Origin of the sequence: Microbispora sp. CSR-4 (assembly GCF_008033685.1) — a bacterium.
In the GTDB taxonomy this organism is placed as follows: domain Bacteria; phylum Actinomycetota; class Actinomycetes; order Streptosporangiales; family Streptosporangiaceae; genus Microbispora.
This window is the reverse complement of the sequence record NZ_VJVX01000001.1, coordinates 364956-390299: the sequence shown is the minus strand read 5'-3', so window position 1 is coordinate 390299 and position 25344 is coordinate 364956. Positions and strand designations below refer to the sequence as shown.

At 72.8% G+C, this 25344-nt stretch carries 20 protein-coding genes and 1 riboswitch; of the genes, 14 read left to right on the top strand and 6 right to left on the bottom strand.

Going from position 1 to position 25344, the window contains the following annotated elements:
* Nucleotides 1-4: 4 nt before the first annotated feature.
* From coaBC to FLV34_RS01775, 9 genes are all read left to right on the top strand, one after another.
* Nucleotides 5-1423 carry a bifunctional phosphopantothenoylcysteine decarboxylase/phosphopantothenate--cysteine ligase CoaBC gene (coaBC, locus tag FLV34_RS01825; protein ID WP_142644967.1) on the top strand — a complete coding sequence of 473 codons (1419 nt, stop codon included), beginning with the start codon at nucleotides 5-7 and terminating at the stop codon, nucleotides 1421-1423.
* 67 nt (nucleotides 1424-1490) lie between these two features.
* A complete protein-coding gene (locus tag FLV34_RS01820) occupies nucleotides 1491-1859 on the top strand; it encodes a hypothetical protein (protein WP_142644968.1) in 369 nt (122 codons plus the stop codon).
* A gap of 186 nt (nucleotides 1860-2045) precedes the next feature.
* Complete coding sequence (metK, locus tag FLV34_RS01815) at nucleotides 2046-3233, top strand: methionine adenosyltransferase (protein WP_147942210.1); 1188 nt, start codon at nucleotides 2046-2048, stop codon at nucleotides 3231-3233.
* Nucleotides 3234-3765: 532 nt separating this feature from the next.
* Nucleotides 3766-6432 carry a hypothetical protein gene (locus tag FLV34_RS42130; protein ID WP_261985639.1) on the top strand — a complete coding sequence of 889 codons (2667 nt, stop codon included), beginning with the start codon at nucleotides 3766-3768 and terminating at the stop codon, nucleotides 6430-6432.
* 40 nt (nucleotides 6433-6472) lie between these two features.
* Nucleotides 6473-8140, top strand: a complete 1668-nt coding sequence (locus FLV34_RS01795) for a hypothetical protein (protein WP_142644970.1) — start codon at nucleotides 6473-6475, stop codon at nucleotides 8138-8140.
* Between the two features lie 23 nt (nucleotides 8141-8163).
* Nucleotides 8164-9405 carry a hypothetical protein gene (locus tag FLV34_RS01790; RefSeq protein ID WP_142644971.1) on the top strand — a complete coding sequence of 414 codons (1242 nt, stop codon included), beginning with the start codon at nucleotides 8164-8166 and terminating at the stop codon, nucleotides 9403-9405.
* 46 nt (nucleotides 9406-9451) lie between these two features.
* Entirely contained in the window at nucleotides 9452-10000 is a 549-nt protein-coding gene (def, locus tag FLV34_RS01785; protein WP_147942209.1) for a peptide deformylase, read from the top strand.
* The gene (gene fmt / locus FLV34_RS01780; RefSeq protein ID WP_142644973.1) at nucleotides 10000-10929 is read left to right on the top strand and encodes a methionyl-tRNA formyltransferase; all 930 of its coding nucleotides are present in this window, start codon (nucleotides 10000-10002) and stop codon (nucleotides 10927-10929) included. The genes def and fmt overlap by 1 nt, the downstream gene beginning before the upstream one ends.
* A gap of 552 nt (nucleotides 10930-11481) precedes the next feature.
* Nucleotides 11482-12765: an RsmB/NOP family class I SAM-dependent RNA methyltransferase gene (locus FLV34_RS01775; protein ID WP_261985638.1), complete on the top strand. Its 1284-nt coding sequence runs from the start codon at nucleotides 11482-11484 to the stop codon at nucleotides 12763-12765.
* A gap of 198 nt (nucleotides 12766-12963) precedes the next feature.
* On the opposite strand, the gene FLV34_RS01770 is transcribed toward FLV34_RS01775, so the two are convergent.
* Nucleotides 12964-13836 carry a winged helix-turn-helix transcriptional regulator gene (locus FLV34_RS01770; RefSeq protein ID WP_147942207.1) on the bottom strand — a complete coding sequence of 291 codons (873 nt, stop codon included), beginning with the start codon at nucleotides 13834-13836 and terminating at the stop codon, nucleotides 12964-12966.
* A gap of 53 nt (nucleotides 13837-13889) precedes the next feature.
* Between FLV34_RS01770 and FLV34_RS01765 the strand changes: the two genes are divergently transcribed.
* Both FLV34_RS01765 and rpe read left to right on the top strand, forming a co-directional pair.
* Nucleotides 13890-15176, top strand: coding sequence for an MFS transporter (locus FLV34_RS01765; RefSeq protein ID WP_147942206.1), 1287 nt, complete (start codon nucleotides 13890-13892; stop codon nucleotides 15174-15176).
* Between the two features lie 134 nt (nucleotides 15177-15310).
* On the top strand, nucleotides 15311-15982 hold the full coding sequence (gene rpe, locus FLV34_RS01755; protein WP_142644978.1) for a ribulose-phosphate 3-epimerase: 672 nt from the start codon (nucleotides 15311-15313) through the stop codon (nucleotides 15980-15982).
* 331 nt (nucleotides 15983-16313) lie between these two features.
* Here the strand turns inward: rpe and FLV34_RS01745 are convergent, their stop codons facing one another.
* The 5 genes from FLV34_RS01745 to FLV34_RS01725 all read right to left on the bottom strand — a co-directional run bounded on the left by FLV34_RS01745 (nucleotide 16314) and on the right by FLV34_RS01725 (nucleotide 22371).
* A complete protein-coding gene (locus tag FLV34_RS01745; protein ID WP_142644979.1) occupies nucleotides 16314-17345 on the bottom strand; it encodes an ABC transporter ATP-binding protein in 1032 nt (343 codons plus the stop codon).
* The gene (locus FLV34_RS01740; RefSeq protein WP_147942204.1) at nucleotides 17342-18406 is read right to left on the bottom strand and encodes an ABC transporter ATP-binding protein; all 1065 of its coding nucleotides are present in this window, start codon (nucleotides 18404-18406) and stop codon (nucleotides 17342-17344) included. Before FLV34_RS01740 ends, FLV34_RS01745 begins: the two co-directional genes overlap by 4 nt.
* A gap of 50 nt (nucleotides 18407-18456) precedes the next feature.
* A complete protein-coding gene (locus tag FLV34_RS01735) occupies nucleotides 18457-19437 on the bottom strand; it encodes an ABC transporter permease (protein WP_142644981.1) in 981 nt (326 codons plus the stop codon).
* Between the two features lie 79 nt (nucleotides 19438-19516).
* Nucleotides 19517-21310 (bottom strand): ABC transporter substrate-binding protein, encoded by a 1794-nt coding sequence (locus tag FLV34_RS01730; protein ID WP_147942203.1) that lies wholly within the window; start codon nucleotides 21308-21310, stop codon nucleotides 19517-19519.
* Between the two features lie 32 nt (nucleotides 21311-21342).
* On the bottom strand, nucleotides 21343-22371 hold the full coding sequence (locus FLV34_RS01725; protein WP_142644983.1) for an ABC transporter permease: 1029 nt from the start codon (nucleotides 22369-22371) through the stop codon (nucleotides 21343-21345).
* A 339-nt stretch (nucleotides 22372-22710) separates the two neighbouring features.
* Nucleotides 22711-22861: riboswitch (FMN riboswitch) on the top strand.
* Between the two features lie 131 nt (nucleotides 22862-22992).
* Between FLV34_RS01725 and ribD the strand changes: the two genes are divergently transcribed.
* Genes ribD through FLV34_RS01710 form a run of 3 tightly spaced genes read left to right on the top strand, consistent with a single transcriptional unit; the run spans nucleotide 22993 to nucleotide 25337 of the window.
* Entirely contained in the window at nucleotides 22993-24099 is a 1107-nt protein-coding gene (gene ribD, locus FLV34_RS01720; protein WP_261985613.1) for a bifunctional diaminohydroxyphosphoribosylaminopyrimidine deaminase/5-amino-6-(5-phosphoribosylamino)uracil reductase RibD, read from the top strand.
* A complete protein-coding gene (locus FLV34_RS01715; RefSeq protein WP_142644984.1) occupies nucleotides 24100-24708 on the top strand; it encodes a riboflavin synthase in 609 nt (202 codons plus the stop codon). It begins immediately after the preceding gene.
* Entirely contained in the window at nucleotides 24705-25337 is a 633-nt protein-coding gene (locus FLV34_RS01710; RefSeq protein ID WP_142644985.1) for a nicotinamide mononucleotide transporter family protein, read from the top strand. The genes FLV34_RS01715 and FLV34_RS01710 overlap by 4 nt, the downstream gene beginning before the upstream one ends.
* Nucleotides 25338-25344 lie beyond the last annotated feature (7 nt).

Genomic DNA, 25344 nt, shown 5'->3' with positions numbered 1-25344 from the left:
CGTCATGACGTCTGTCGTGCTGGGCGTAAGCGCCGGCATCGCGGTCTACAAGTCCTGCGAGCTGCTCCGCCTGTTCACCGAGTCGGGGCACGACGTGCGCGTCGTGCCGACCCGTGACGCTCTGCGGTTCGTCGGCGAGCCGACCTGGGCCGCGTTGTCGGGCAATCCGGTGACCACCGAGGTGTGGGAGTCGGTGCACGAGGTGCCGCACGTGCGCATCGGGCAGTCCGCCGACCTGGTGGTCGTCGCCCCGGCGACGGCGGACGTGCTGGCGCGCGCCGCGCACGGGCTGGCCAACGACCTGCTCACCAACACGCTGCTCACGGCGCGGTGCCCGGTGGTGTTCGCGCCCGCGATGCACACCGAGATGTGGGAGCACCCGGCCACGCGGGCGAACGTGGCGACGCTGCGCGAGCGCGGCGCGATCGTGATCGAGCCCGCCGTCGGCAGGCTCACCGGCGCCGACACCGGCCCCGGGCGGCTGCCCGACCCCGCCGAGATCTTCGAGGTGTGCCGGCGGGTGCTGGCCGGGCGGCGCGAGGACCTGGCCGGCCGGCACGTCGTCGTCTCGGCCGGAGGCACCCGCGAGGCAATCGACCCCGTGCGCTTCATCGGCAACCGGTCTTCCGGGCTGCAGGGATACGCCCTCGCCCGTACGGCCGTCGCCCGGGGCGCGGAGGTCACGCTCGTCGCGGCGAACGTGACGCTGCCCGATCCCGCGGGCGCGAAGGTCGTCCGGGTCGAGTCGGCGCGGCAGTTGCGCGACGCGGTCCTGGCGGCGGCCGAGCACGCCGACGCGGTCGTGATGGCCGCCGCGGTCGCCGACTTCCGGCCCGTACGGCAGAGCGACACGAAGATCAAGAAGTCGTCCGCCGAGCCTGATCCAATCCATCTGGCGAAAAATCCGGACATCCTGGCCGAGCTGGGGGAGATCCGCCGGGCCAAGCGGGAGGCGTACGCCGCCGTGGGCGGCGGACCCGCGATCGGCGACGGCCCGGACGCTGCGCGGGAGACCCGCGACGGCCTGGGCGCCGCGCGGACGGCCGATGGGGCGGGTGGCGCGCGGGAGACCGGTGACGGCCTGGGCGCCGCGCAGGACGCCGAGGCCGTCGGGCCGGGCGCTGTGGGGGAGGCCAGGGCCGGTGCCACACGGGACGCCGGGGCCGATGGGCCGTATCCCCGGGTGATCGTGGGATTCGCGGCGGAGACCGACGACGTCCTGGCCAACGGCAGAGCCAAGCTGGAGCGCAAGGGCTGCGACCTGCTCGTGGTGAACCAGGTCGGGGAGAACCTCGCGTTCGGCACGCCGGACAACGCGGCGGTCGTCCTCACGGCGGAGGGCGGGTCCGTGGACATTCCGAGGGGTCCCAAAGAGGATCTCGCCGACGTAGTGTGGGATTTGGTGGCGCAGCGTCTCGCCTGATCTTCGCGTGGTGCCGGCGCGGGCGCCCGCCCCAGCCCCCACAGCGTGCGTCGAGGGAGCGATCGCCATGCCGGTGTCCGCCACGATCAGGGAGCGCTGCCGGGCGATGCTCGGCCCCGGAGAGGACATCCGCTACGTGTTCCCCGCGGTGGCCGTGCCGCCCCCTGCCACGATCGGTTTCCTCGTCGTGGTGACGGACCGGTCGATCACCCTGCTGTCCACCAAGATGTTCAGCAGGGACGAGCCGTCGGGGGTGTGGGCGCGTTACCCCCGCCGCACCCGTCTCGGGCCGATCGAGTTCGGGTCGGGCCCCCGCATCGAAATCGGCGGCATGACACTGGAGGTCGACGACGAGTACGCCGCCGTGGTCGCGGCGGCCGACGCGGAGGCGTTCACACCCGGTGACCTGCCCAGAGACCCTCTGCCCGATCTCTGACACGCCGTACGCGGGCGCGCCGGGCCCGCTTTCGGTCCATCATCCCGGCGACCCGAAACCGGATGGCTTCGCGGCTCCGCAGCGCCTAGGGCTAGACTCGCGTGAGCATCGAGTGACCGCGGTGGGGCGAGGCTCTACCGCCGGTCACTCATGGACGTCAGCAGCCGCTGCATGAGGAGCCCTGAGTTGTCCCGTCGCCTGTTCACCTCCGAGTCGGTCACCGAGGGCCACCCGGACAAGATCGCCGACCAGATCAGTGACGCGATTCTCGACGCCATGCTCAAGGACGACCCCAAGAGCCGGGTCGCCGTCGAGACGCTGATCACCACTGGCCAGGTCCACGTCGCCGGTGAGGTGACGACGGAGACCTACGTCGACATCCCCGCCCTGATCCGCGAGAAGATCCTCGAGATCGGTTACGACGCCTCCCACAAGGGCTTCGACGGCGCCTCCTGTGGCGTGTCGGTGTCCATCGGCGCGCAGTCGCCGGACATCGCGCAGGGCGTGGACGACGCCTACGAGCACCGCGAGGGCGAGGGCTCCGACGACTTCGACCGTCAGGGCGCGGGCGACCAGGGCCTGATGTTCGGCTACGCCTGCCGTGAGACCCCCGAGCTGATGCCGCTGCCGATCCAGCTCGCGCACCGGATGGCCCGCCGCCTGTCCGAGGTGCGCAAGAACGGCACGGTTCCCTACCTGCGTCCCGACGGCAAGACCCAGGTCACGATCGAGTACGACGGCGACCGCCCGGTCCGCCTCGACACCGTCGTCGTCTCCACCCAGCACGCTCCGGAGATCGACCTGCGGGAGATGCTGACCCCCGACATCCGCGAGCACGTGGTCGAGCCCGTGCTGGCCGACCTGGAGATCGAGACCGAGGGCTACCGCCTGCTGGTCAACCCGACCGGCCGCTTCGAGATCGGCGGCCCGATGGGCGACGCCGGCCTCACCGGCCGCAAGATCATCATCGACACCTACGGCGGCATGGCCCGCCACGGCGGCGGCGCCTTCTCCGGCAAGGACCCGTCCAAGGTCGACCGCTCGGCCGCGTACGCCATGCGCTGGGTCGCCAAGAACGTCGTCGCGGCCGGCCTGGCCGACCGCTGCGAGGTCCAGGTCGCCTACGCCATCGGCAAGGCCCAGCCGGTCGGCCTGTTCATCGAGACGTTCGGCACCGAGAAGGCGCCGGTCAACGTGATCCAGGACGCGGTGCTCCAGGTCTTCGACCTGCGCCCCGCCGCGATCATCCGGGACCTCGACCTGCTGCGCCCGATCTACTCCGAGACCGCCGCGTACGGCCACTTCGGCCGAGAGGGCTTCTCCTGGGAGTCCACCGACCGGGCCGACGCCCTGCGTACGGCCGCGGGTCTGTGACCCCCGCCTGACGGCACGCACTCCGGGCGGCGCCCGCCTCTCACGGCGGGCGCCGCCCTGGCATGCCCGCCGGGCATGTGGATGTCCACAGGCGGTGGGCGTACGTGCGATTGCGGCTCGCCGGGTCTGGTAGGACGTAGACGTGACCGAGCCGACCCGCGCCCCGCATCCTCAGGAGGCGCTCCTTCCGGCGCCCCCGGCCGCCGTACGGCGGCCCGCCGAGCGGGCGCGGGGCGCCGCCGCGCAGGGGCAGGGGCAGGGGCAGGGAGCTGCTGCGCCGGGGCAGGATGCGCGGGGTGAAGGCGCGACAGGCCGAGGCACGGCCGTGCGGGGCCAGGGCGCGGCGGCGAGGGGGCAGGGCGCGGCGGCGAGAGAGCAGGGCGCGGCGGCGAGGGGGCAGGGCGCGGCGGCGAGAGAGCAGGGCGCGGCGGCGAGGGGGCAGGGCGCGACAGCACGGGGCGCGGGGCGGGCGCGCGCGGGCGCGTCCAAGGGCGCGCGTGAGGCGGCCCAGAACCTTCCGGTCGCCAGGGTCGTGGTGGACACGCCGCTGCCGCACCTCGACCGCCCCTTCGACTACCTGGTCCCCACCACGATGGACGCCGAGGCGGTGCCCGGCTGCCGGGTGCGCGTCCGCTTCGCCGGGCAGCTCGCCGACGGCTACCTGCTCGAACGGCTCCCCGAGAGCGAGCACGAGGGCCGGCTGTCCTTCCTCGAACGGGTGATCTCCCCGGAGCCCGTCCTCACTCCCGACATCGCGCGGCTGGCCCGCGCCGTGGCCGACCGTTATGCCGGGACCATGTCGGACGTCCTGCGCCTGGCCGTTCCGCCCCGGCACGCCCGGGTCGAGGGCGAGGCGAGAACCCCCGCCCGCCGGGCGGCGTCCTCCGGTGACGGCGACGTTCCCCCGCCCGCCCCGGAGCCCGCCCCCGAGCCCGCCCCGGAGCCCGCCCCCGAGCCCGCCCCCGAGCCCGTACGCGCGACCGTGGACGACGGCCCTCCTTCGCACCCCGCCGAGGGCGCGGGAGAGGAGCCGGAAGCGCCCCCCCAAGACGCGGCGCACGCGGCGAGGGTCCACGGCGAGACCACGCCATCCGAGGCTGCGGGACCGGGGCGGGGGGTGGCCCCCGAAGACGCGGCGCACGCGGCGGCGGTCCACGGCGAGACCACGCCATCCGAGGGTGCGGGACCGGGGCGGGGGGGGGCCCCCGAAGACGCGGCGCACGCGGCGGCGGTCCATGGTGAGACCACGCCACCCGAAGCCACGCGACCCGAGGCGGTGCGAGGCGAGCCCGCCCCACACGAAGGCGCGCCACCCGAGGCCGCGCACGGCAAGGGGGCATCCCCGGCTGTGCCGGATGAGACCGCGCCGCAGGAGACCGCGCCGCAGGAGACCGGGCCACGCGGGGAGGCGGGGCGGCGGGCGGCGCGGGCGTATGGGGACGCCTGGAGGGCCTACCCGGCAGGCGCCAGCTTCCTTGAGGCGCTGGCCGAGGGCAGGGCTCCACGCGCCGTGTGGACGGCCCTGCCCGGCACGGATGCGGACGGGCCGGCGTGGCCGCGCGCCATCGCGGCCGCCGCGCGGGCGACGCTGGACGGCGGCCGGGGCGTCGTCGTGGTGGTGCCCGACGGCAAGGACGTCGCGCTGGTGACCGCGGCCCTGGGAGAGACTCCGCATGTGGCGATCACGGCGGACCTCGGGCCCGCGGAGCGCTACCGGCGCTGGCTTAAGGCGCTGCGCGGCGAGATCGGCATCGTGGTGGGCAACCGCCCCGCGGCGTACGCGCCGGTGGCCCGCCTGGGGCTGGCGGTCGTCTGGGACGACGGCGACGACCTGCACGCCGAGCGCCACGCGCCCTATCCGCACGCGCGGGAGGTGCTCGCCCTGCGAGCGCATCAGGCGGGGGCGGGCCTGCTCGTCGGCGGCTACGCGCGCACGGCCGAGGCAACGGCGCTCGTCGAGACGGGCTGGGCCGCGCCGCTGGTGCCGGACCGGGGGGCGGTCCGGGCCCGGGCGCCCCGGGTGCGCCCGGCGGGCGACGACGCGGAGCTGGCCCGCGACCAGGCGGCCAGGGCGGCCCGCCTGCCCAGCATCGCCTGGCGGGCGCTGCGCGAGGGCCTGGAGCACGGCCCTGTGCTCGTCCAGGTGCCGCGCAGGGGCTATCTGCCCGCGCTGGCGTGCCGTCACTGCCGTGCCCCCGCCCGCTGCTCGGGCCTGCCGCAGGTGCGCCCGGCGGCGGCACCGGACGCCGCCCTGGGAGGCGCGCCGGCGCTCGGCGGCGACACGCGGGGCCGCGCCGCGACGGCCGCCGGGCGCGGATCGGGCGTCCATCGGCCCGTGGTCCCCGGGGGGACCGGCCAGGAGAGCGGCAGGGCGGGCGGCAGGGCGAGGCCGCTCGTGGACCCGGTGCCGGCGGAGCCCGCGGCCACCGGACCGGTGTGCTCGGGTCCGCTCGCGCTGCGCGGCGGGCACGCCGTGCCCTACTGCCGCTGGTGCGGCCGGATCGCGGGCGACTGGCGCTGCCCGTCCTGCGGCGGGACGGGTGTGCGGGCCGTCATCGTGGGCGCCCGCCGCACCGCCGAGGAGCTGGGCCGGGCCTTTCCCTCGGTGGCCGTGCGCACCAGCGGGCGCGACGGCGTGCTCGCGACGGTGAGCGGCGCTCCCGCGCTGGTCGTGGCGACGCCCGGGGCCGAGCCCGTGCCGGACGGCGGCTACGCGGCGGCCGTGCTGCTCGACGGATGGGCGCTGCTGGGCCGTCCCGACCTGCGCGCGGCCGAGGAGGCGCTGCGACGCTGGATGAACGCCGCCGCCCTGCTGCGTCCGGCGGGGGAGCTGGTCGTCCTGGCCGACGCCGGGGTGCCCGCCGTACAGGCCCTGCTGCGCTGGGATCCCGTCACCTTCGCGGAACGCGAGCTCGACGAGCGGGCCGAGCTGGGTTTTCCCCCGGCCGTCCGGATGGCGACGCTGACCGGCCCGGCAGCGGCGGTCAGGGAGACGCTGACGTCCGCCGGGCTGCCTCCCGGAGCGCAGGTGCTGGGGCCGGTGCCGGTGGACGGCGGGCTGGAGCGGGCGATGGTCCGGGTGCCGCGCTATCTCGGGTCCGCGCTGGCCCGGGCGCTCAAGGGGGCCTCCGGTGTGCGCTCCGCGCGCAAGGCTCCGGACGTGGTCCGTGTGAACATTGATCCGCTCGACCTCATCTGACCGATTCGCCTCGCACTAAGGGAGCCGTTAGCGTGCCTCTGTGTCGATCGAATGGGTGAACCGGGCCATCGACGGCCTGCGTGCCTGGGGGCGCGAGCGGAACGTCGAGGTCGACGTCGACGAGGTACGTCTGCTGTGCGACTACGCCAGCGACTACCTGGAGGTGAACGAACTGGGCGATTTCCGGCCGGGCACCTTCGAGGAGCTCCTGCTGGAGATCTATCCGCGCAAGGTCATCGCGCCGCCGGAGAGCGCGCCGGAGACGGTCGCCGCGGCGCGGACACTGGTCGAGTTCCTGCTGGACACGGGCGAGATCGGCAGCAAGACGGCCGTCCGGATGCGGGAGACCATCGACCGCATCGAGCCCGAGATGCCGCAGGCGCTGGCCGACACGTCCAAGTTCGGCATGGCCAAGAGCCTGTTCAGCGCCATCGGACCCGACGACCTGGAGCTCGACGCGGCCCAGTCCGCGCGGGCGGAGGAGGCGGCCGACGGCGGCGAGTGCGACTGCCCCGGCTGCGCGCCCCTGCCGCCCGTACGGCTCGCGCCGCGCGAGGAGGTGGCGCGGGCCGTACGCGAGGTGCCGCTGCTGCGCGACGCCCACCGGGTGGTGACCTGGCTGGCGGACGGCGGCCGCACGGTGACCAAGCGCCGGTCCATGCGGGTCAGGGACGCGCGGGCGTGCACGGCCGAGCTCGGCGTCGAGTGCCCGGAGCCGGCGTGGCGGCTCGCGCTCGATCTGGGCCTGGCCCGGCTCGACGGCACGGCCGTCGTGGTCGCGGAGGACTTCCGCGAGCTGGACGCGCGCGGCGAGGACGAGCTGCTCGATTTGTGGCGGTCGGCGCTGGAGTTCCTCGTGGAGAGGACCGTGCCGCTGACCGGGGAGGCGGTCGTGGACGAGGGGATGTCCCAGATCCACGACCTGCTCTATCGGCTGCAGTCGCCCGTCCCGGTGGACGCGCTCGCCGACTACCTGCGCGAGGTGGCCGCGGGTCGGCCCGTCGGGCGGCTCGACGAGGCGCTGGCCACGCTGGTGTACGCGGGAACGGTCCAGCGCACCGAGGACGGCCTGGCCCTGACCGCGCACGCCCTGTGGGGCCTGCGGGAGCTGTACGCAGGCATGGGCCTGGACGCGCCGCTCGCGCCCGCCCCGGCCGAGGGCGACGCGAGCGGGCTGATCGCCGGGCTGATCGGCGACGGCACGACCGACGAGGCGGCCGAGCGGGACATCGCCGAGTGGCTGTCGCGGCGCACCCCGGAGCAGGCGGCGGCGGAGCTGCTCGCCGCCGTGGCCGGCGCCCCGGCGGAGGTGCGCGGGGTCGCCGTGACCATCGTCGACCGGCTGGGCGTCGAGGCGGCGCCGGTCGTGCGGTCCTACCTGGACGACGCCGAGCTGCGCCCGCACGCCATCCACTGGCTCTCCTCGCGGGGCCTGGACGCGCCCGCGCTCACCCCCGAGGAGGTCCTGTGGGTGAGCGTCGACATGCTCGCGCTCGCGCTGCCCGCCGCCGAGGCGGACCCGGAGGGCTTCGCGGAGAACATCGCCGCCTCGGGGCCGCCCGCCCATCTGATCGAGGACATGTGGCGGGTGGATCACCCCGACGTGGTCGAGGTTCTCGAACTGCTCGGCAGCACGCTGACGGACCAGGCCGCCGCCAAAGCCGCCCGGAAAGCGGCTTTCAAGGCTCGTTCGCGGGGCATCAGGTGACTGCTGTGCAGTAAGTTGCTGGAATGGCCGACAGCGACGTGCTCACCTTTCCGCCGGTCGACATCGCCCCCGACGAGCAGCTCGTCCTCGCGGTTCGGGAGGTCCCGCTCGTGCGGGACGCCCGCCGCGTGGCCGAGTGGGTCGGGGCCCGCTGCGCGGCCTCTCCCCGGGGTGTGTGCGAGGTCACCGAGCAGGGGCTGCCGCACCCCGCCGAGGCCGAGGCGGTCGTCGCCGAGCTGGGCCTGGAGGCCGCCAGGCTGCGCCTGCTGTGGGTGGTCGCGGTCAACGGCCGCCTCGTGGAGGTCACCCGGCAGGGCGCCCGCCCCGGGCCCGGCGTGCCCGACCCGATGGAGTTCTGGGACGGCGTGGTCATGGACGTGCTCGACCGCACCGAGGAGGGCCTGACCGGGTCGGCGGTCATCGACGAGCACCTGACCGAGATCCTCGCCACGATCTACTCGGTGCGTGAGGGCATGCCGCTCGCCGCCCTGGCCGGCGGCATCCTCCAGGCCCACGAGGTGGGCTGCGAGGCGCGGCCGGCGGACCTGCGGCGGCTGCGGATGACGCTGCCGGGGGAGCTGGCGGCGGCCATGGCGCTGCTGGAGTACTGCGGGCTGATCGAGCTGACCGGGGAGCTCGTCCGGCTCACCCAGCCGGGCGTGTGGGCCGTGCGCCGCGACCTGCTCAGGGAGGGCCACGACGCGCCGTCGCTCGGCGAGGTGGCCGCGCTCGCCGAGCTGGGCGCCGCCGACCTCATCGACGCCATGCTGACCGGCCGGGCCTCCGCCAGCGCCGCCACGCTGTGGCTGGAGCGCCGGGTGCCCGAGGACGCGGCGCGCGAGCTCATCAAGATCGCCGCGTCGGGCAACGCCGCCCAGCGCGGCACCGCAGGGACCGTGCTGGAGGAGCTGGGCCCGGAGGCCGCGCAGGCCGTACGGGAGGCCCTGGACGAGCCGATGATGTGGCGCTACGCCGCCGCCTGGCTGGGCGTACGCGATCTGGAGGCGCCGGCTCTCGGCGAGGGCGACGGGGCCTGGGTGGCGGTGGACACCCTCGCCGCCCTGCTCTACATCGGCGCCCCGGTCGACTCGGTGGCCCACTTCGACCTCCTCGGGGAGGACCTGCTGACGCTGGTGCCCCAGATGGGCCGGGTCGACCACCCCGACGCTCTCGCGGTGCTGGAGATGCTCGGCAGGCACCACCCCGACCCGCTGATCGCGAAGACCGCCAGGAAGACGGCGATGAAGGTGCGTTCGCGCCCGTAGACTGGGGTGATCCTCCTCGTGTACGTGACGTGAACGGAGTCAACCCTTGGCCATTCAGCCGATCCGCCTGTTCGGCGACCCGGTGCTGCGCACCCCTGCCGAGCCGGTGGTCGACTTCGACAAGGAACTGCGCAAGCTCGTCAAGGACCTGACCGACACCATGATGGACGCGCCGGGCGCCGGCCTGGCCGCGCCGCAGATCGGCGTCGGCCTGCGCGTGTTCACCTACTACGTCGACGAGCAGCTCGGGCACCTCATCAACCCCGATCTCGACCTCGGCGGCGAGATCGACGAGGAGGGCGAGGAGGGCTGCCTGTCCTTCCCCGGCCTGACCTTCCCGACGCCCCGCGCGATCAGAGCGGTGGCCAAGGGCTTCAACATGCACGGCGAGCCGGTGACGATCGAGGGCACCGACCTCATGGCGCGCTGCTTCCAGCACGAGACCGACCACCTCGACGGCGTGCTGTTCATCGACCGCCTCGACCCCAAGCAGCGCAAGCTCGCGATGAAGGCGATCCGCGAGGCCGAGTGGAGCGGCCTGTCGGCGCCGGTGGTGAAGGTCTCGCCGCACGCCACGCAGGGAAGGGCCCTGTAGTGCGCCTGGTCTTCGCCGGCACGCCCGACACCGCGCTCCCGTCGCTGCGCGCCCTGCTGGACTCGCCCCGTCACGAGGTGGCGGCCGTGGTGACCCGGCCCGATGCGCAGTCCGGCCGTGGCCGCAAGGTGCATCCCAGCCCGGTGGCGCAGCTCGCCGAGGAGTCGGGGATCGAGGTGCTCAAGCCGGCGAAGGCCGGAGACCCGGAGTTCCTCGACCGGCTGAGGGCGATCGGCCCCGACTGCTGCCCCGTGGTCGCGTACGGCGCTCTGCTGCCGCAGGCGGCGCTCGACATCCCCCCGCAGGGGTGGATCAACCTGCACTTCTCCGTGCTGCCCGCCTGGCGCGGCGCGGCGCCCGTGCAGCACGCCGTGCTGCACGGCGACGACGTCACCGGCGCCTCGACCTTCCGCATCGTGAAGGAGCTGGACGCGGGGCCGGTGTTCGGCGTGCTCACCGAGCGGATCCGGCCCGGCGACACGAGCGGGGCACTGTTGGCCCGGCTCGCGGACGCCGGCGCGGGGCTGCTGCTCGCCACGCTCGACGGGGTAGAGGACGGCACGCTGGAGGCGCGCCCGCAGCCCGCGGACGGCGTCAGCCTGGCCCCGAAGATCACGGTCGAGGACGCCAGGATCGACTGGACCGCGCCCGCGATGCGGGTCGACCGGCTGGTGCGGGCCTGCACTCCGGCTCCCGGCGCGTGGGCCGAGTTCCGCGGCCAGCGGGTCAAGATCGGCCCGGTGCGGCTCGCGCCCGACGCGGGCAAGCTCGCCCCCGGCGAGATCGCGGCCACGCGGAAGTCCGTCCTCGTCGGGACCGGCACCCACCCGGTGGAGCTCGGCGAGGTGCAGCCGCAGGGCAAGCGCCAGATGACCGCGGCCGAATGGGGGCGCGGCGTCCGGTTCGCGGATGGTGAGACCCTGGTCTGAACGGCCCCGCCCGCCACGGCCCCGGCATCGTTCCGGGAGACGGCCCGGCAGGCAGTGGAATCCGCCGCCGAGCCGGAACCGTCCCGGTGGCCGGAACCAGGGCTGGCCGACCGGGCCGGCGGAACTAGGGCCGGCGGATCGGTGAGGGACAGGACCGAGGGCGGCAGCGCCGCACGTGCCTCCATCGAACGGGGCGGTGTCTAAGGTGACAGCGCCGAAGATGACAGGGCCGCGGAGGGCGGAGTAAGAGCGGCGGCATCTCAGGGTGAACAGGGTCGTGGCAGTGGTCGTGGCAGTGGTCGTGGCAGTGGTTGTGGCAGGGTCGAGGGTGACACCGTGAAGCAGGGCAGAGGGCAGGGCGGCGGCGCACGGCGTGGCCAGGGGAGCGGCCAGGGCGGCGGCCCGGGAGGCGACTCAGGACAGGCCCGCCCGGGACGCGGCGGCAGGCCGGGACGCGGCGGGCAGGCCGCGCACGCGGCGAAGGCCGGGCAGCCGAGGCAGGGCCGCGGACGCCCGGCCCGCGACGAGGCGCGCAACGCCGCCTACGACCTGATGCGGGCCGTCGACGAGCGCGACGCGTACGCCAACCTGCTCATGCCGACCCTGCTGCGGCAGCGGCGGATCACCGGCCGTGACGCGGCCCTCGCCACCGAGCTGGCGTACGGCACGCTGCGCGGCCTGGGGACCTACGACGAGGTCATCGCCGCGTGCAGCGACCGGCCGCCGGAGGAGGTGGACCCGCCGCTGCTCGACGCGGTGCGGCTCGGCGTCCACCAGCTTCTGCGCACCCGGATCCCGCCCCACGCGGCGGTCAGCGCGACCATCGACCTCGTGCGGCTGCGTGTCGGGCCGGGCCCGTCCCGCTACGCCAACGCCGTGCTGCGCAAGGTCGCGGGCCGCACGCTGGAGCAGTGGCTGGAGATCGTCGCACCGCCGCGTGACCAGGACCCGATCGGCAACCTGGCGATCGCCTACAGCCACCCGCGCTGGATCGTCACCGCCCTGCGCGACGCGGTCGGCGGCGACGTGGACGAGACGGCCGCGCTGCTGGAGGCCGACAACGAGCGGCCCCGCGTGGCGCTGGTGGCGCGGCCGGGCCGGGCCACGGTGGACGAGCTGGTCGCGGCGGGCGCCGAGCGGGCCGCCTACTCGCCGTACGCCGCCTATCTGCCGGAGGGCGACCCGGGCTCGCTTCCCGCGGTGGGGGAGGCGCGGGCCGCGGTGCAGGACGAGGCCAGCCAGCTCGTGGCGCTCGCGCTGACCCGTGTGCCGCTCGACCAGGACTTCACCTGGCTGGACATGTGCGCGGGCCCGGGCGGCAAGGCCGGGCTGCTCGACGCGGTGGCGGCCCAGCGCGGCGCCCGGCTGCTCGGCGCCGACGTGCAGTATCACCGGGCTCGGCTGGTGTGGGGCACCACCCGCGAGGCGAAGGTGATCACGGCGGACGGCACCCGGCCCGCCTGGCGGCCGGGCGTGTTCGACCGGGTGATGCTCGACGCCCCCTGCACCGGGCTCGGCGCCCTGCGCAGGCGTCCGGAGGCCCGCTGGCGGCGCGACCCCCGGAGCATCCCCGAGCTGACCGCGCTGCAGCGGCGGCTGCTCGGCTCGGCGCTGGAGGCCGTCCGGCCGGGCGGTGTCGTTGCGTACGTCACCTGCTCGCCGCACCTGGCCGAGACCCGCGCGGTGGTGGAGGACGTGCGCGACCGCGTGGAGGTGCTGGACGCCCGCGCGTTCCTGCCGGAGGTGCCCGGTCTCGGCGACGGCCCGTACGCGCAGTTCTGGCCGCACCGGCACGGCACGGACGCGATGTTCCTCGCGCTGCTGCGCCGCACCTGACGGTCCCGCCGCAACGGCCCACAGCCGAACCGCCCACAGCCGAACCGCCCACAGAGGAGACCACCCGCGGAGGAGACCACCCGCGGAGCCGGGCGTCTCCCGGGCGACGGTGAAGCGCAGGCGCGCGTCAGGCGGCCGGCGCGCGGGCCGCAGTCATCGGCCCGCGTACGCGCGGCTGATTGCGGGCGGCGGTGGATGTCATCGATCGCGGACGAGGGCGAGCATCTCGTCCACTGAACCGGCCGGATCGTTGATCGGGAACTGCACCGCCCGGATGATCCCGCCGGGGTCGGCCAGCAGCGTGAGGCGCTTGAAGCGGTCGACGCCGGCCGTCCGAAAGGTCGGCAGCAGCAGCCCTGCGGCGAGCCTGCTGTCCTGGTCGGACAGCAGGGGATAGGGCAACGTCGCATGCTCGACGAAGGCGGCCAGCTGGTCGGGCCGCTGCGTGCTCACGCCCCGGACCGCGGCGCCTGCCGCCTCGAAGCCGGCATGCCGTGACGCGTAGGTGAGCGCCTCCAGGGTGCATCCCTTCGTCCCCGGGATGTCGGTCCAGCCGGGCGGGTAGCCCTGGGTGCCCGGGGCGAAGGCACCGGGGAAGAAGAACAGCACGGTCCAGACGCCCGGCGCGACGGGCGTGACCGGCTCGCCGTCGTGGCGATCCAGCACGACGTCCGGCACCTTCCGGCCGACCAGATCGTGCACGCGGCGGCTTTCGGCGGACCCGTCCTCGCTGGTCGCGGTCAGCGCCCCGTCGCTCATCACATGCCTGGTGCCCCAGTCCTGCAGTGCGATGAGCGCCGGCAGCAGGCCCTCGCCCTTCGCGGTCAGCACGTAGTCGTAACGCGGCGGGTGCTCGGAATAGGGCCGCTTCTCCAGCACCCCGTGGTCGACGAGCCCGGCCAGGCGTTCGGCCAGCGCCCGGCGGCTGACGCCGAGCTCACGCTGAAGACCGTCGAAGCGGGTGATGCCGCCCGCGATGTCGCGAACGATCAGGAACGTCCACCAGTCGCCGATCACGCCGAGGGCCTGCGCGATACCGCAGTCGGAGTCGGGTAGATCCGCGCGCTTCACGCGCTCCAGTATAGTGCGTTTCAGATTGGAACTGACTGAGGAGAGGCGCGGGGATGGGAATGGACAGCGGAGGCGGGGCGGCCGTCTTCTGGCGGTGGTGGACGGCCGGCACGGTCAGCGCGGTCGGCTCGGCGGTCGGCGCGGTGGCGCTGCCGCTGACGGCCCTGACGGTGCTCGACGCCTCCGCGTTCGAGATGGGCCTGATCGCCGCCGCCGGTTACGTCGCCTGGATCGTGATCGGCCTGCCCGCCGGGGTGGTGGTGCAGCGGCTCCCCATGCGACGGGTGCAGGTCGGCGCCGACCTGGCCCGTGCGGCGGCGATCGTCTCCATCCCGCTGGCCTGGTGGTCCGACCGGCTGACGGTCGCCCAGCTCGTGATCGTGGCCCTCGTGACGAGCTTCGCGAACGTCGTCTTCGACGTCGCCAACTCGACCTTTCTGCCGTCGATCGTGAGCAGGGAGCAGTTGCAGTCGCGCAACAGCCTGACGTCGGGCACCCATGCCGCCACCCAGCTCGGCGGGCCGTCGGCGGGCGGCATCGTCGTCCAGGTGCTCGGGGCGGTGCCCACCCTCCTCGTCGACGCGGCCGGCTACCTCGTCTCGGCCCTGCTGCTGCGGACCCTGCCGGAACGCCGCGCACAGGCCCCCGACCGCTGGCCGCCGATGCGCGAGATGATCGGCGAAGGCTGGCGTTTCGTCGCGCGCCACCCGGTCATGGGCCCGTGCATGTGGGCCGCCACCGCGGCCAACGCGGTCTGCGGGGCACAGCAGGCGCTCTACGCGTTGTATCTCGTACGCGAGCTGCACGCCGCGCCCGGCCTCGTCGGCCTGCTGCTGGCGGCGGACGGCGTCGGCTCGCTGATCGGCGCGGCCCTGACGAACCGGGTCACGGCCAGGCTCGGCACCGCCCGGGCCCTGATCGTCGCCGGCTTCGCCGCGGTCGCCGGGGCGCTCGTCATTCCCCTCGGCGCCGGCTGGCCGGGCTTCGCCGCCTTCGCCGTGGGCAACGTGGTGTTCGCCGCCGGCATCGTGACGTTCAGCGTGGTGACCCGCACCTATCGGCAGATCGCCAGCCCGCCCGGCCTGCTGTCCCGGGTGATGGCCACGGTGCGCTTCGTCTCCTGGGGCGCGATCCCGGTCGGAGGCCTGGTCGCCGGAGCGGTCGCCGGGATGCTCGGCGGCCGGATCACGTTGCTGATCTTCGTCGTCCCGGCCGTCTGCATTCCGCTGGTGCTGCTGGCCTCACCGATCCGGCGCCTGCGCGACCTCACCGACTATCGGCGGAGCGGCGACTCCACCGGCCCGCCCGCGCATCGGCGGCAGCTCGCCGCCGAAGCCTGAGCGGGCACCCGCGCCCTGCCATCGGGGACGACGGGGTCGTCGGGGTCGCCGGGGTCGCCGGGGTCGTCGGGGTCGTCGGGGTTGCCGGGGGAAGGAGCGGGACGGAGGTCCCGGCGAAATAGACTGCAGGCACTATGGCCGTTCAGATCTCGCCCAGCATCCTGTCCGCGGACTTCGCCCGCCTCGCCGACGAGGCCGCACGCGTCAAGGACGTCGCCGACTGGCTCCACGTCGACGTCATGGACTATCACTTCGTGCCGAACCTGACGCTCGGCCTGCCGGTCGTCGAGTCGCTGCTGAAGACCACCTCGACGCCGATCGACTGCCACCTCATGATCCAGGACCCGGATCGATGGGCGCCGGACTACGCGGAGGCGGGCGCGGCCAGTGTGACGATCCACGCCGAGGCGGCCAAGGCCGCCGTGCGCACGCTGCGGGCGATCCGCGCCGCCGGGGCCAGGGCAGGTCTGGCGCTGAACCCGGCGACCGCCGTCGAGGGGTACGAGGACCTGCTGCCCGAGATCGACATGATGCTCGTCATGACCGTCGAGCCGGGCTTCGGCGGGCAGCGCTTCCTCGACATCGTGCTGCCGAAGCTGTCGCGGGCCCGGGCGCTGATCGACAAGTACGGCGGCGAGGTGTGGCTCCAGGTCGACGGCGGTGTCTCCGCGGAGACGATCGAGCGCTGTGCCGAGGCCGGGGCCGACGTCTTCGTGGCGGGCAACGCCGTCTACGGCTCCGACGACCCCGCCCGCGCCGTCCAGGAGCTCAGGAGCCTCGCCGAACGGGCCGCCCCGCCCGCCTGAACGCCCCCGCCCGCCTGAACGCCCCCCCCCGCCTGAACGGCCCCGCCCGCCTGAACGGCCCCGCCCGCCTGAACGGCCCCGCCCGGCCCGTCGCCGAGCACACGGCAGGCACCTGCGCGTCGGCGCCTCCGGGGCCGGAATCCTGCGCCGCAGGGCGGCTGACGGCGGTGGCCGTCACCGCTTCGGGCGTCCCCGGGGGACAGCGGCGCCGACCACCGGGCCACGCCGCCGGTGCCGCATCCGTACGGCAGGGCAGCGGGCGTACATCGGACGAAACGACGACGGGCGCGACCCCCGAGGGGGCCGCGCCCGTCGCGCGTGCCGGGAAGCGTCAGGCGAGGGCGGGGTCGAGGACCACGTCCTCGCCCTGCGTGGTGGGCGCCTCGGGGAAGTGGCAGGCGGTCAGGTGACCCTCGCGGTTGCCGCTGAGCCTGACCAGGGGCGGCACCTCGGTGGCGCACTTGTCCTGGGCCTTCCAGCAGCGCGTGCGGAACCGGCAGCCGGACGGCGGGTTGATCGGCGACGGGACGTCGCCGGCCAGGCGGATGCGCTCGCGCGGCTCGCTCGACACGTCCGGCTCCGGCACGGCCGACAGCAGGGCGTGCGTGTACGGATGCCGGGGCCGCTCGTAGATCGACTCGCGGTCGCCCACCTCGACGATCTTGCCAAGGTACATGACGGCGACGCGCTGCGAGAAGTGCCGGACGATCGCGAGGTCGTGCGCGATGAACAGGAACGCGATGCCGAGGTCGCGCTGCAGTTGCTGCAGCAGGTTGACCACCTGGGCCTGGATGGAGACGTCCAGTGCCGAGACCGGCTCGTCGGCGATGATGAGCTTGGGGTCGAGCGCCAGGGCCCGGGCGATCCCGATGCGCTGCCGCTGGCCGCCGGAGAACTCGTGCGGGAAGCGGTTGTAGTGCTCGGGGTTGAGGCCGACGATCTCCAGCAGTTCCTGGACCCGCTTCTTGCGCCCGCCGGGCGGGTTGATGTCGTTGACCTCCATCGGCCCGCGGATGATCGTGCCGACGGTGTGGCGCGGGTTGAGCGAGCTGTAGGGATCCTGGAAGATCATCTGGATCTCGGACCGGATCGGCTTGAGCTGCCGGCGCGAGTGGTGGCTGATGTCCTGGCCCCGATAGAGGATCTTGCCGGAGGTGGGTTCGAGGAGGCGCGCCGCCAGGCGGCCGCTGGTGGACTTGCCGCAGCCCGACTCGCCCACCAGGCCGACGGTCTCGCCCTCGCCGACCGTGAGGTCGATGCCGTCCACGGCGTGGACGGCCCCCACCTGGCGCTTGATCAGCGCACCGCCCCGCACGGGGAAGTGCTTGACCAGGTCCTTGAGCTCCAGCAGCGTCTCGTTCATGCGTGGTCCTCGGTCTTCGCGGTGCGGAGCTCCCTCTTCTGCTCCAGCGTGAGGTAGCAGGCGTCGCCGTGCCCGGTCTCCGGGGAGATCGACGGCCGCTGGCCGAAGCACAGCTCCGGCCCGGCGAGCTTCGTGTAGTCGCAGCGCGGGTGGAAGGGGCAGCCGGACGGCGGGTGCAGCAGGCTCGGGGGAGTGCCGCGCACCGGCATCAGCGGGACGTCGACGGGCGCGTTCAGGCGCGGCATCGACGACAACAGGCCCCACGTGTAGGGGTGCTGCGGCTCGCGCAGCACCTCGCGGACGGTGCCGCGCTCGGCGGCCCGCCCGGCGTACATGACCATGACGTTGTCGGCGGTGCCGGCCACCACGCCGAGGTCGTGGGTGATCAGGATGATCGCGGTGCCGAACTGCTGCTGGAGTTCCTTGAGCAGGTCGAGGATCTGCGCCTGCACGGTCACGTCGAGCGCGGTCGTCGGCTCGTCGGCGATGAGCAGGTCGGGGTCGCACACCAGCGCCATCGCGATCATCGCGCGCTGGCGCATGCCGCCGGAGAACTCGTGCGGGTAGCTGTCCACGCGACGCTCCGGCTGCGGGATGCCCACCCGGCGGAGCATCTCGATGGCCCGGTCGCGGGCCTCCTTCTTGCTCGCGCCCTTGTGCTTGCGGTAGACCTCGCCGATCTGCCGGCCGATCGTGTGGAACGGCGACAGCGCGGTCAGCGGGTCCTGGAAGATCATCGCGACGCGGTTGCCGCGGAGCTGCTCCATCGTGGTGCGGTCCGCCGAGATCAGCTCCTGGTCCTCCAGCCAGATCTCCCCACTGATCTTCGTGTGTGCGGGGTCGTGCAGGCCGAGGATGGCGAGGTTGGTCACCGACTTGCCCGATCCGGACTCGCCGACGATGCCGAGCGTGGTGCCCTTCTCCAGATCGAAGGACAGGCCGTCGACGGCGTGCACGATGCCGTCCTCGGTGCTGAACTCGACGCTCAGGTCGCGGACGGACAGGAACGGCCCGGGGCCGCGCGAGGTCCCCGGCTCGCTGCTCCACGACACGGTGGTCACTTGCTGCTCCAGTTCCCGGTTCGACTTGGTAGGGCGTTGGTAGGGCGGGCTCAGGTCAGGCGGACCCGCGGGTCGATGAACGCGTAGAGCACGTCCACCACGATGTTCAGCAGGACGATCGCCGCCGCGCCCACGATGGTCACGCCGAGCAGCATCGGCAGGTCGGTGTTCTGCACGGCGCGTACGGCGAGCTCGCCGATGCCGTGGAGGCTGAACGTCTGCTCGGTGATGATCGCGCCGCCCAGGAGCGTTGCGAGGTCGACACCGAAGATCGTGACGATGGGGATCATCGCGCCGCGCCAGGCGAAGCGGAAGAAGACCGCCTTGTTCGACATGCCCTTGGCGCGGGCCGTACGGACGTAGTCCTCGGTGAGCTGCTCGACCATCTGCGAACGGGTCATGCGGGTGTAGTTGGCGGTGAAGATGATCGACAACACCACCCACGGCAGCAGCAGGTGGGTGAACCAGTCCAACGGGTTCTCGGTGATCGGCACGTACGACGGGCGGGGGATCAGCTGCAGGGTGTCCACGAGGTAGAACGCCAGCAGCGGCCCGACGAAGTAGATCTGGAGCGAGGCTCCGACGACCGACGAGGCGCTCGCGATCTTGTCGAGCGGCTGCCCGACCTTCCAGGCCGCGATCATGCCGGTCATGATGCCGAACGCCAGGATGACCACCGACGCGCCCAGGGTGAGCGACAGCGTCACCGGGAAGCGGTCGACGATGGCGCCGAAGACGGGCTCCTGGGTGGCGAAGGAGTAGCCGAGGCAGGGCGCCGGGCACTCGCCGAACTGGACGAACTCGCGGCCGGTGAAGATGCCCGCCAGCCAGTGCCAGTACTGCACGAAGAGCGGCTCGTCCATGCCCAGGTTGTGCCGGATCAGCGCCAGTGTCTCGGGCTGGCAGATCTTGCCGCAGAACGCCCGGGCAGGGTCACGCGGGACGGCGTAGAAGAGGTAGAACGTGATCGCGCTGATGATCATCAGGATCACGAGGGCGCCGGCGACGCGGCGTACCAGATAGCTGGTCATGGTCTCGCACTTGCTCCTGCGGGCGGGACGGGCCTGGGGCCCGCCGCCCCGGCGAAGGGGCGGCGGACCCTGGTTGCTGCTACTTCACGTAGATGTCGAGGGCCGACTGCTCACCCTCGATCGGGTCGAACTTGACCCCGCCGAGGCCCGAGCCGTACAGACCGAAGTAGGTCTGGTAGAACTCGGGGACGATCGCGGCCTGGTCCATGATCTGCCGGTCGATCGCGGCCCACGCCTTGCCGGCCTCGACCGGGTCGCTGATCGCGTTGGCCTTGTCGATGGCGTCGTTGATCTCCGGCACGTTGAGGTGCGTGTAGTTCGGCTGGTTGTCGGAGATCAGCCGGCCGTCGTACTGCGGCTGGATCGCGGTCGATCCGGTCGGCCAGTCGGCCGCCCAGCCGCCCCAGTAGATGTCGTACTTGTTGTCCACCGGGCCGATGGCGTCGTAGTACGTCGTCGGGTTGAGGGGCTTGGCCACCACGTTGAAGCCGGCCTTGGTCAGCGCCTCCTTGATGGCGACGGTGACCTTCTCCTGGACCGGCGTCTGGTTGTAGGCGTAGACGACGGTCGGGTTCGGGGTGCCCGACTTGGCGAGCAGCGCCTTGGCCGCCTCGGGGTCGCCCTCGGGCTTGGCGAGCTTGTTGTACAGGTCGAACTGCTCGTAGCCGAGGACCGTCGGGCTCATGACCGTCGTGGCGATCTTGCCGGCCGCGATCTCGCCGCCCTCGAGCTGCTGGATCTGCTTGGACGGCCAGGCCGTGATGATGGCCTTGCGGACGTTGACGTCGGTGATCCGCTTGGTGTTGATGTTGTAGAAGGTCGTGAACGGCGTCAGGCCCTGCAGCGACCGCTTCATCAGCTCGGGGTTGCCCAGCACCTCCTGGACCCGCTCGGGGGCGACCGGGTTGTGGAAGGTGAACGCCTGCTTGTCGGTGCCGGTGTCGGCCATGAAGCGCTCGGTGGTCTGCTGCGCCTGCAGGCCGAACTCCATGTGGAACTTGTCCGGGTACGCGTGCCGGATGGGGTCGGTCTTCGGGTCCCAGTTCGGGTTGCGCTCCAGGTCCAGCGACTTGTCCGTGATGTGGCTCACTATCTTGTACGGACCCGAGGAGAACGGCTGCTTGTCGTACTTCTGCTTCGTGTCGTGCGCCTTGGGCACGGCGCCGTAGCCGGTCATGGCCACGGTGAAGTTGAAGTCCGGGTGTTCCCCGTTGAGGTGGAAGACCACCGTCTTGTCGTCCGGAGTCTCGATCGTGTCGAGCTCCTTGCCGTCGTACGGGCCCTTGTACTGGTCGCGGAACGGCTTCTTCGGGTCCGGGACCAGCCACGTCTCGGCGTAGTCCGGGCCCTCGGTGATGAAGTCGGCGAACAGGCGCTCGAAGCTGTACTTGATGTCAGCGGAGGTGATCGGCGAGCCGTCCTCCCACTTCAGGCCGTCCTTGAGCGTGAACTTCCACGTCTTGCCGTTGTCGGTGGTGGTGCCGGTGTCGGTCGCCAGGTCGCCGACGAGCTTGATGTCGCCCGAGTCGTCGTGCTTGTACGCGGTGAGCTGGCGGGTGAACAGGTGGGACACCGAGGAGTTGTAGTTCACGTAGACGCGGCCCGGGTCCAGGTGGCTGAAGTCGTCCCGGTCGATCATGTAGACCGTGCCGCCGGACTTGGCGCCCGGAACCTCGGGGGCGGGGCCGGTGGAGTCGGCCGCGGTGCCGACCGAGATGGCGCTGACGGCCTTGTTCTCCAGCGGCTTCTGCGAGGTGCCCGCAGCGCCCTGGGGTGCCGCGCCGCCCCCGCCCTTGGCGCAGCCGGCGAGGGCGAGCGCGCCCACCGCGAGCACGGCCGTCATCGAGGCGATCCGCCTGCTATGCGATCTCATGTGGTCCTTCCTATGGGGGAGAGCGCGTGTGGTCAGCGCTTTGTCTTGGGGTCGAAGGCGTCGCGGATGGAGTCCCCGAGCAGGTTGAAGGCGACCACGAAGATCAGCATCGAGACGCCGGGGAACAGGAGGTAGGTCACGTCGGAGTGGTAGACGTTCACTCCCACCTGGAACATCCGGCCCCAGTCGGGGGTGGGCTCCGTCATGCCGACGCCCAGGAAGCCGAGACCGGCCTCGGCGCCCACGTACAGCGGGAGCGCGAGCGTGGACTGGATGATGATCGGAGTCCAGAGGTTGGGCAGAAGCTCTTTGAAGATCACCCTGAACGGCGACGCGCCGGTGACGCGGGCGGCCTCGACGAACTCGCGCGCCCGCAGCGACAGCACCTGTGCGCGGAGCAACCGGGCGATCGTGGCCCAGCCGAGGACGGTGAGGACGACGCAGATGGACACGTAGCGCAGCCAGACGGGCGTCTCCTCCTCGGGCAGCACGATCGCGGCCTCGACGACCGGCAGGAACACGATCAGGAAGAGCTGCGAGGGGAAGGCGAGCAGCGTGTCGATGACCCGCCCGATCACGTAGTCGGTCTTGCCGCCGAGGTAGCCGGAGGTGATGCCCATCGCGACGCCGATGATGGTGGTGATCACCGTCACGACGAGGGCGATGCTCAGCGAGGTGCGGATGCCGTACACGAGCTGCGTGAACACGTCGCGACCCAGGCCGGGCTCCAGGCCGAACCAGAAGTCGCCGCTGATGCCGCCGTTGGGCGCGATCGGGTAGCCGAAGTCGTTCAGCAGGCCGGGCTGGTTCTGCCCGTAGGTCGTGTACGGATCCTTGCCGTACAGCGCGGAGATCACGGGAGCCAGCAACGCGATCAGGAAGAACGCGAGCACGATGATGGCCGATGCCACGCCCGTTTTGTCGCGCCGGAAGCGGCGCCACATGAGCTGGCCGGGCGAGCGGCCGACGACGGCGGGACCGGAACCGGCCGTGCCCGCGGCGTCCGCGGCGTCCGCGGACTCCGCGCCGGCGTCGGTCGCGGTCGAGGAGGGGAACGTCATGGTGCGGTGCTCCCGGATGGACCATTAACGATCGGAAGAGATCCGACTATAGGGAACCCTGGCAACTAATTTTGCGGGGGTCAATCACTTGAGGCGGGTAGTTCGCCGCTTGCTTGCTTCGTTGTGCAAAGTAAATCACCTTGTGTCCTGCGACCGCATTGACCTCGTTATACGTGGCGCGGAACACTACTTATTACACAAATCCTTTTGTGTCACAGCTTTGTGACACAACTCGCACACCGCTGAGACGAAACACAACTGCTAAGCGTGTGCCGCAGATCACCCCAATCCCACCTTCGGGCCACGAGCCGGGCACGGCTACACTGACGGGTAGCAGAGCAGCGTGCTCCGGGGTCGGTGTAATTCCGAACCGGCGGTGACATCCCTGCCCCCAGGGGGGAAGTCCGCGACCCGGCCGAAGCCATCGGCCGGTGGACCTGGTGAGATTCCAGGACCGACGGTGAAAGTCCGGATGGGAGGAAGCGCGCGAACGGGCGGTCGTGGTGCCGCCGGGCGGCCGTGTGGCCGCGTCGGCAGCGAGGCCGTCCGTGCAGATGATGCGAGGCCGCATCCCGAACAACCCCGGGGCCCGCCGTAGACAACGGCGAGAGGAAGACCGGGGTGACCTCACGGGACATCCTTCACATGCGGCGCGCGATCGCGCTCGCCGCCCGGGGACTGGGCGGCACCAGTCCCAACCCCGTCGTCGGCTGTGTGATCCTTGATCCGTCCGGCGAGGTCGCGGGCGAGGGCTTCCACGCCTACGCCGGAGGGCCGCACGCCGAGGTCGTGGCGCTGCGCGAGGCCGGCGAACGGGCCAGGGGCGGCACGGCCTACGTGACGCTGGAGCCCTGCAACCACACCGGCAGGACCGGCCCCTGCTCCGCCGCCCTCCTCGAGGCGGGCGTGGCCCGGGTCGTCGTCGCCGTCTCCGATCCCAACCCGAAGGCCGCGGGCGGCGCCGCCGTCCTGCGGGAGCACGGCGTGGTGGTGGACGAGGGCGTGCTGACCGCCGAGGCCGAGGAGGTCAACGCCGCCTGGCTGACCTACGTCCGGGCCGGCCGGCCGTACGTGACCTGGAAGTTCGCCGCCACCGTGGACGGCCGCTCGGCGGCAGAGGACGGCACCAGCCAGTGGATCACCTCGCCCGAGGCCAGGGCCGACGTGCACCGGCTGCGGGCCGAGAGCGACGCCGTGATCGCCGGGATCGGCACCGTGCTCGCCGACGACCCCCGGCTCACCGCCCGCGTCCCCGCCCCGCTCCGCGAGGCGCCCGTGCTGCGCGTGGTCGTGGACTCCGGCGCCCGCACCCCGGCCGCCGCCCGCGTCCTGGACGGCGAGGCCCCCACGCTGGTCGCCGTGGCCGAGGACGCGGCCGTCCCCGCCCATCTGTCCCCCCACGCCGTACGGCTCCCGCGCGTCCCCGGCGGGATCGACCTGCGCGCCCTCCTGGCCGAGTTGCACGGCAGGCAGGTCGTGAGCGTGCTGATCGAAGGCGGGCCCGTCCTCGCCGGCGCCTTCCTCCGGGAGGGCCTGGTCGACCGGGTCGTCGGCTACCTCGCCCCGGCCCTGCTGGGTGCGGGGGCGGCCGCGCTCGGCCCCGCGGGCGCCTCCACGATCACCGAGATCCACCGGCTGGAGTTCGCCGGCGTCACCCCTGTCGGGCCGGACCTGAGGCTGGTCCTGCGGCCCAAGTCCTCCGCCCCGCAGTCCCCTAAGGAGAGCTGAATGTTCACCGGAATCGTCGAGGAGCTCGGCGAGGTCGTGGCACTCGAACCGCTGGGCGACTCCGCGCGCCTCACGGTGCGCGGCCCGCTCGTCACCGCCGACGCCCGGCACGGCGACTCGATCGCCGTCAACGGCGTCTGCCTCACGGTGGCCGGCGCGGAGGGGGACTCCTTCACCGCCGACGTGATGAAGGAGACCCTCGACCGGTCGTCGCTCGGGGCGCTGCGCCCCGGCTCACGGGTCAACCTGGAGCGTGCCGTACGCGCCGACCAGCGGCTCGGCGGGCACATCGTGCAGGGCCACGTGGACGGGACCGGGGAGGTGCTGTCGCGCGAGCCCGGCGAGCACTGGGAGGTCGTGCGGCTCTCGCTGCCCGCGAACCTCGCCCGCTATGTCGTCGAGAAGGGCTCGATCGCGGTGGACGGCGTCAGCCTCACCGTGGCCGCCGTGACGGACGACACCTTCTCCGTCAGCCTGATCCCCACCACCCTCGACCTCACCACGCTCGGCCGCAAGCAGCCGGGCGAGCCGGTCAACCTCGAGGTCGACGTGATCGCCAAGTATGTCGAGAAGCTCACCGCGGCGACCGCCAAGGGGGCCTCGGCATGAGCTGGACGGAGGCCGGGTTCGACGTCTTGGGGCAGCACGTCCTGTGGACCGACCTGGTGGGCAACGTGTGCGCGCTGGGCACGGTGTGGCTCGCGATCAAGAAGACGATCTGGACCTGGCCGGTGCAGCTCGTCGGCTCCGTGCTGCTGTTCGTGGCGTCGTTCAGCGCGCACATCACCGGCAACGCGCTCAAGCAGGCGCTGTTCGGCATCCTCGCGGTCTACGGCTGGGTGAAGTGGTCGCGCGGCACCCGCGGCGGCGCGGAGCTGCCGATCCGCTCGGCGCGCGTCCGGGAGCGCGGGGCGCTCGTGGCCGTCATGATCGCCGGGACGGTCGCGGTCGCGCTGCTGTTCACCTTCCTCAACTCCCGGGGCTGGAACATCTCCTGGGCGCCGTGGCCGGACGCCTACATCTTCGTCGGCAGCGCGGTGGCGACCTGGGCGCAGGGCAAGGCGCTGGTCGACTTCTGGATCATCTGGGTCGCCGTGGACCTCGTGGGGGTTCCGCTGGCGTTCAGCTCCGGGCTGGTGGTCTCCGGCCTCGTCTACGGACTGTTCTTCGTGATGGTGATGATCGGGTTCCGTGACTGGCTGCGCCAGTCGCGCGGGTTGCGGGCGGTGACCGCATGAGTGAGGG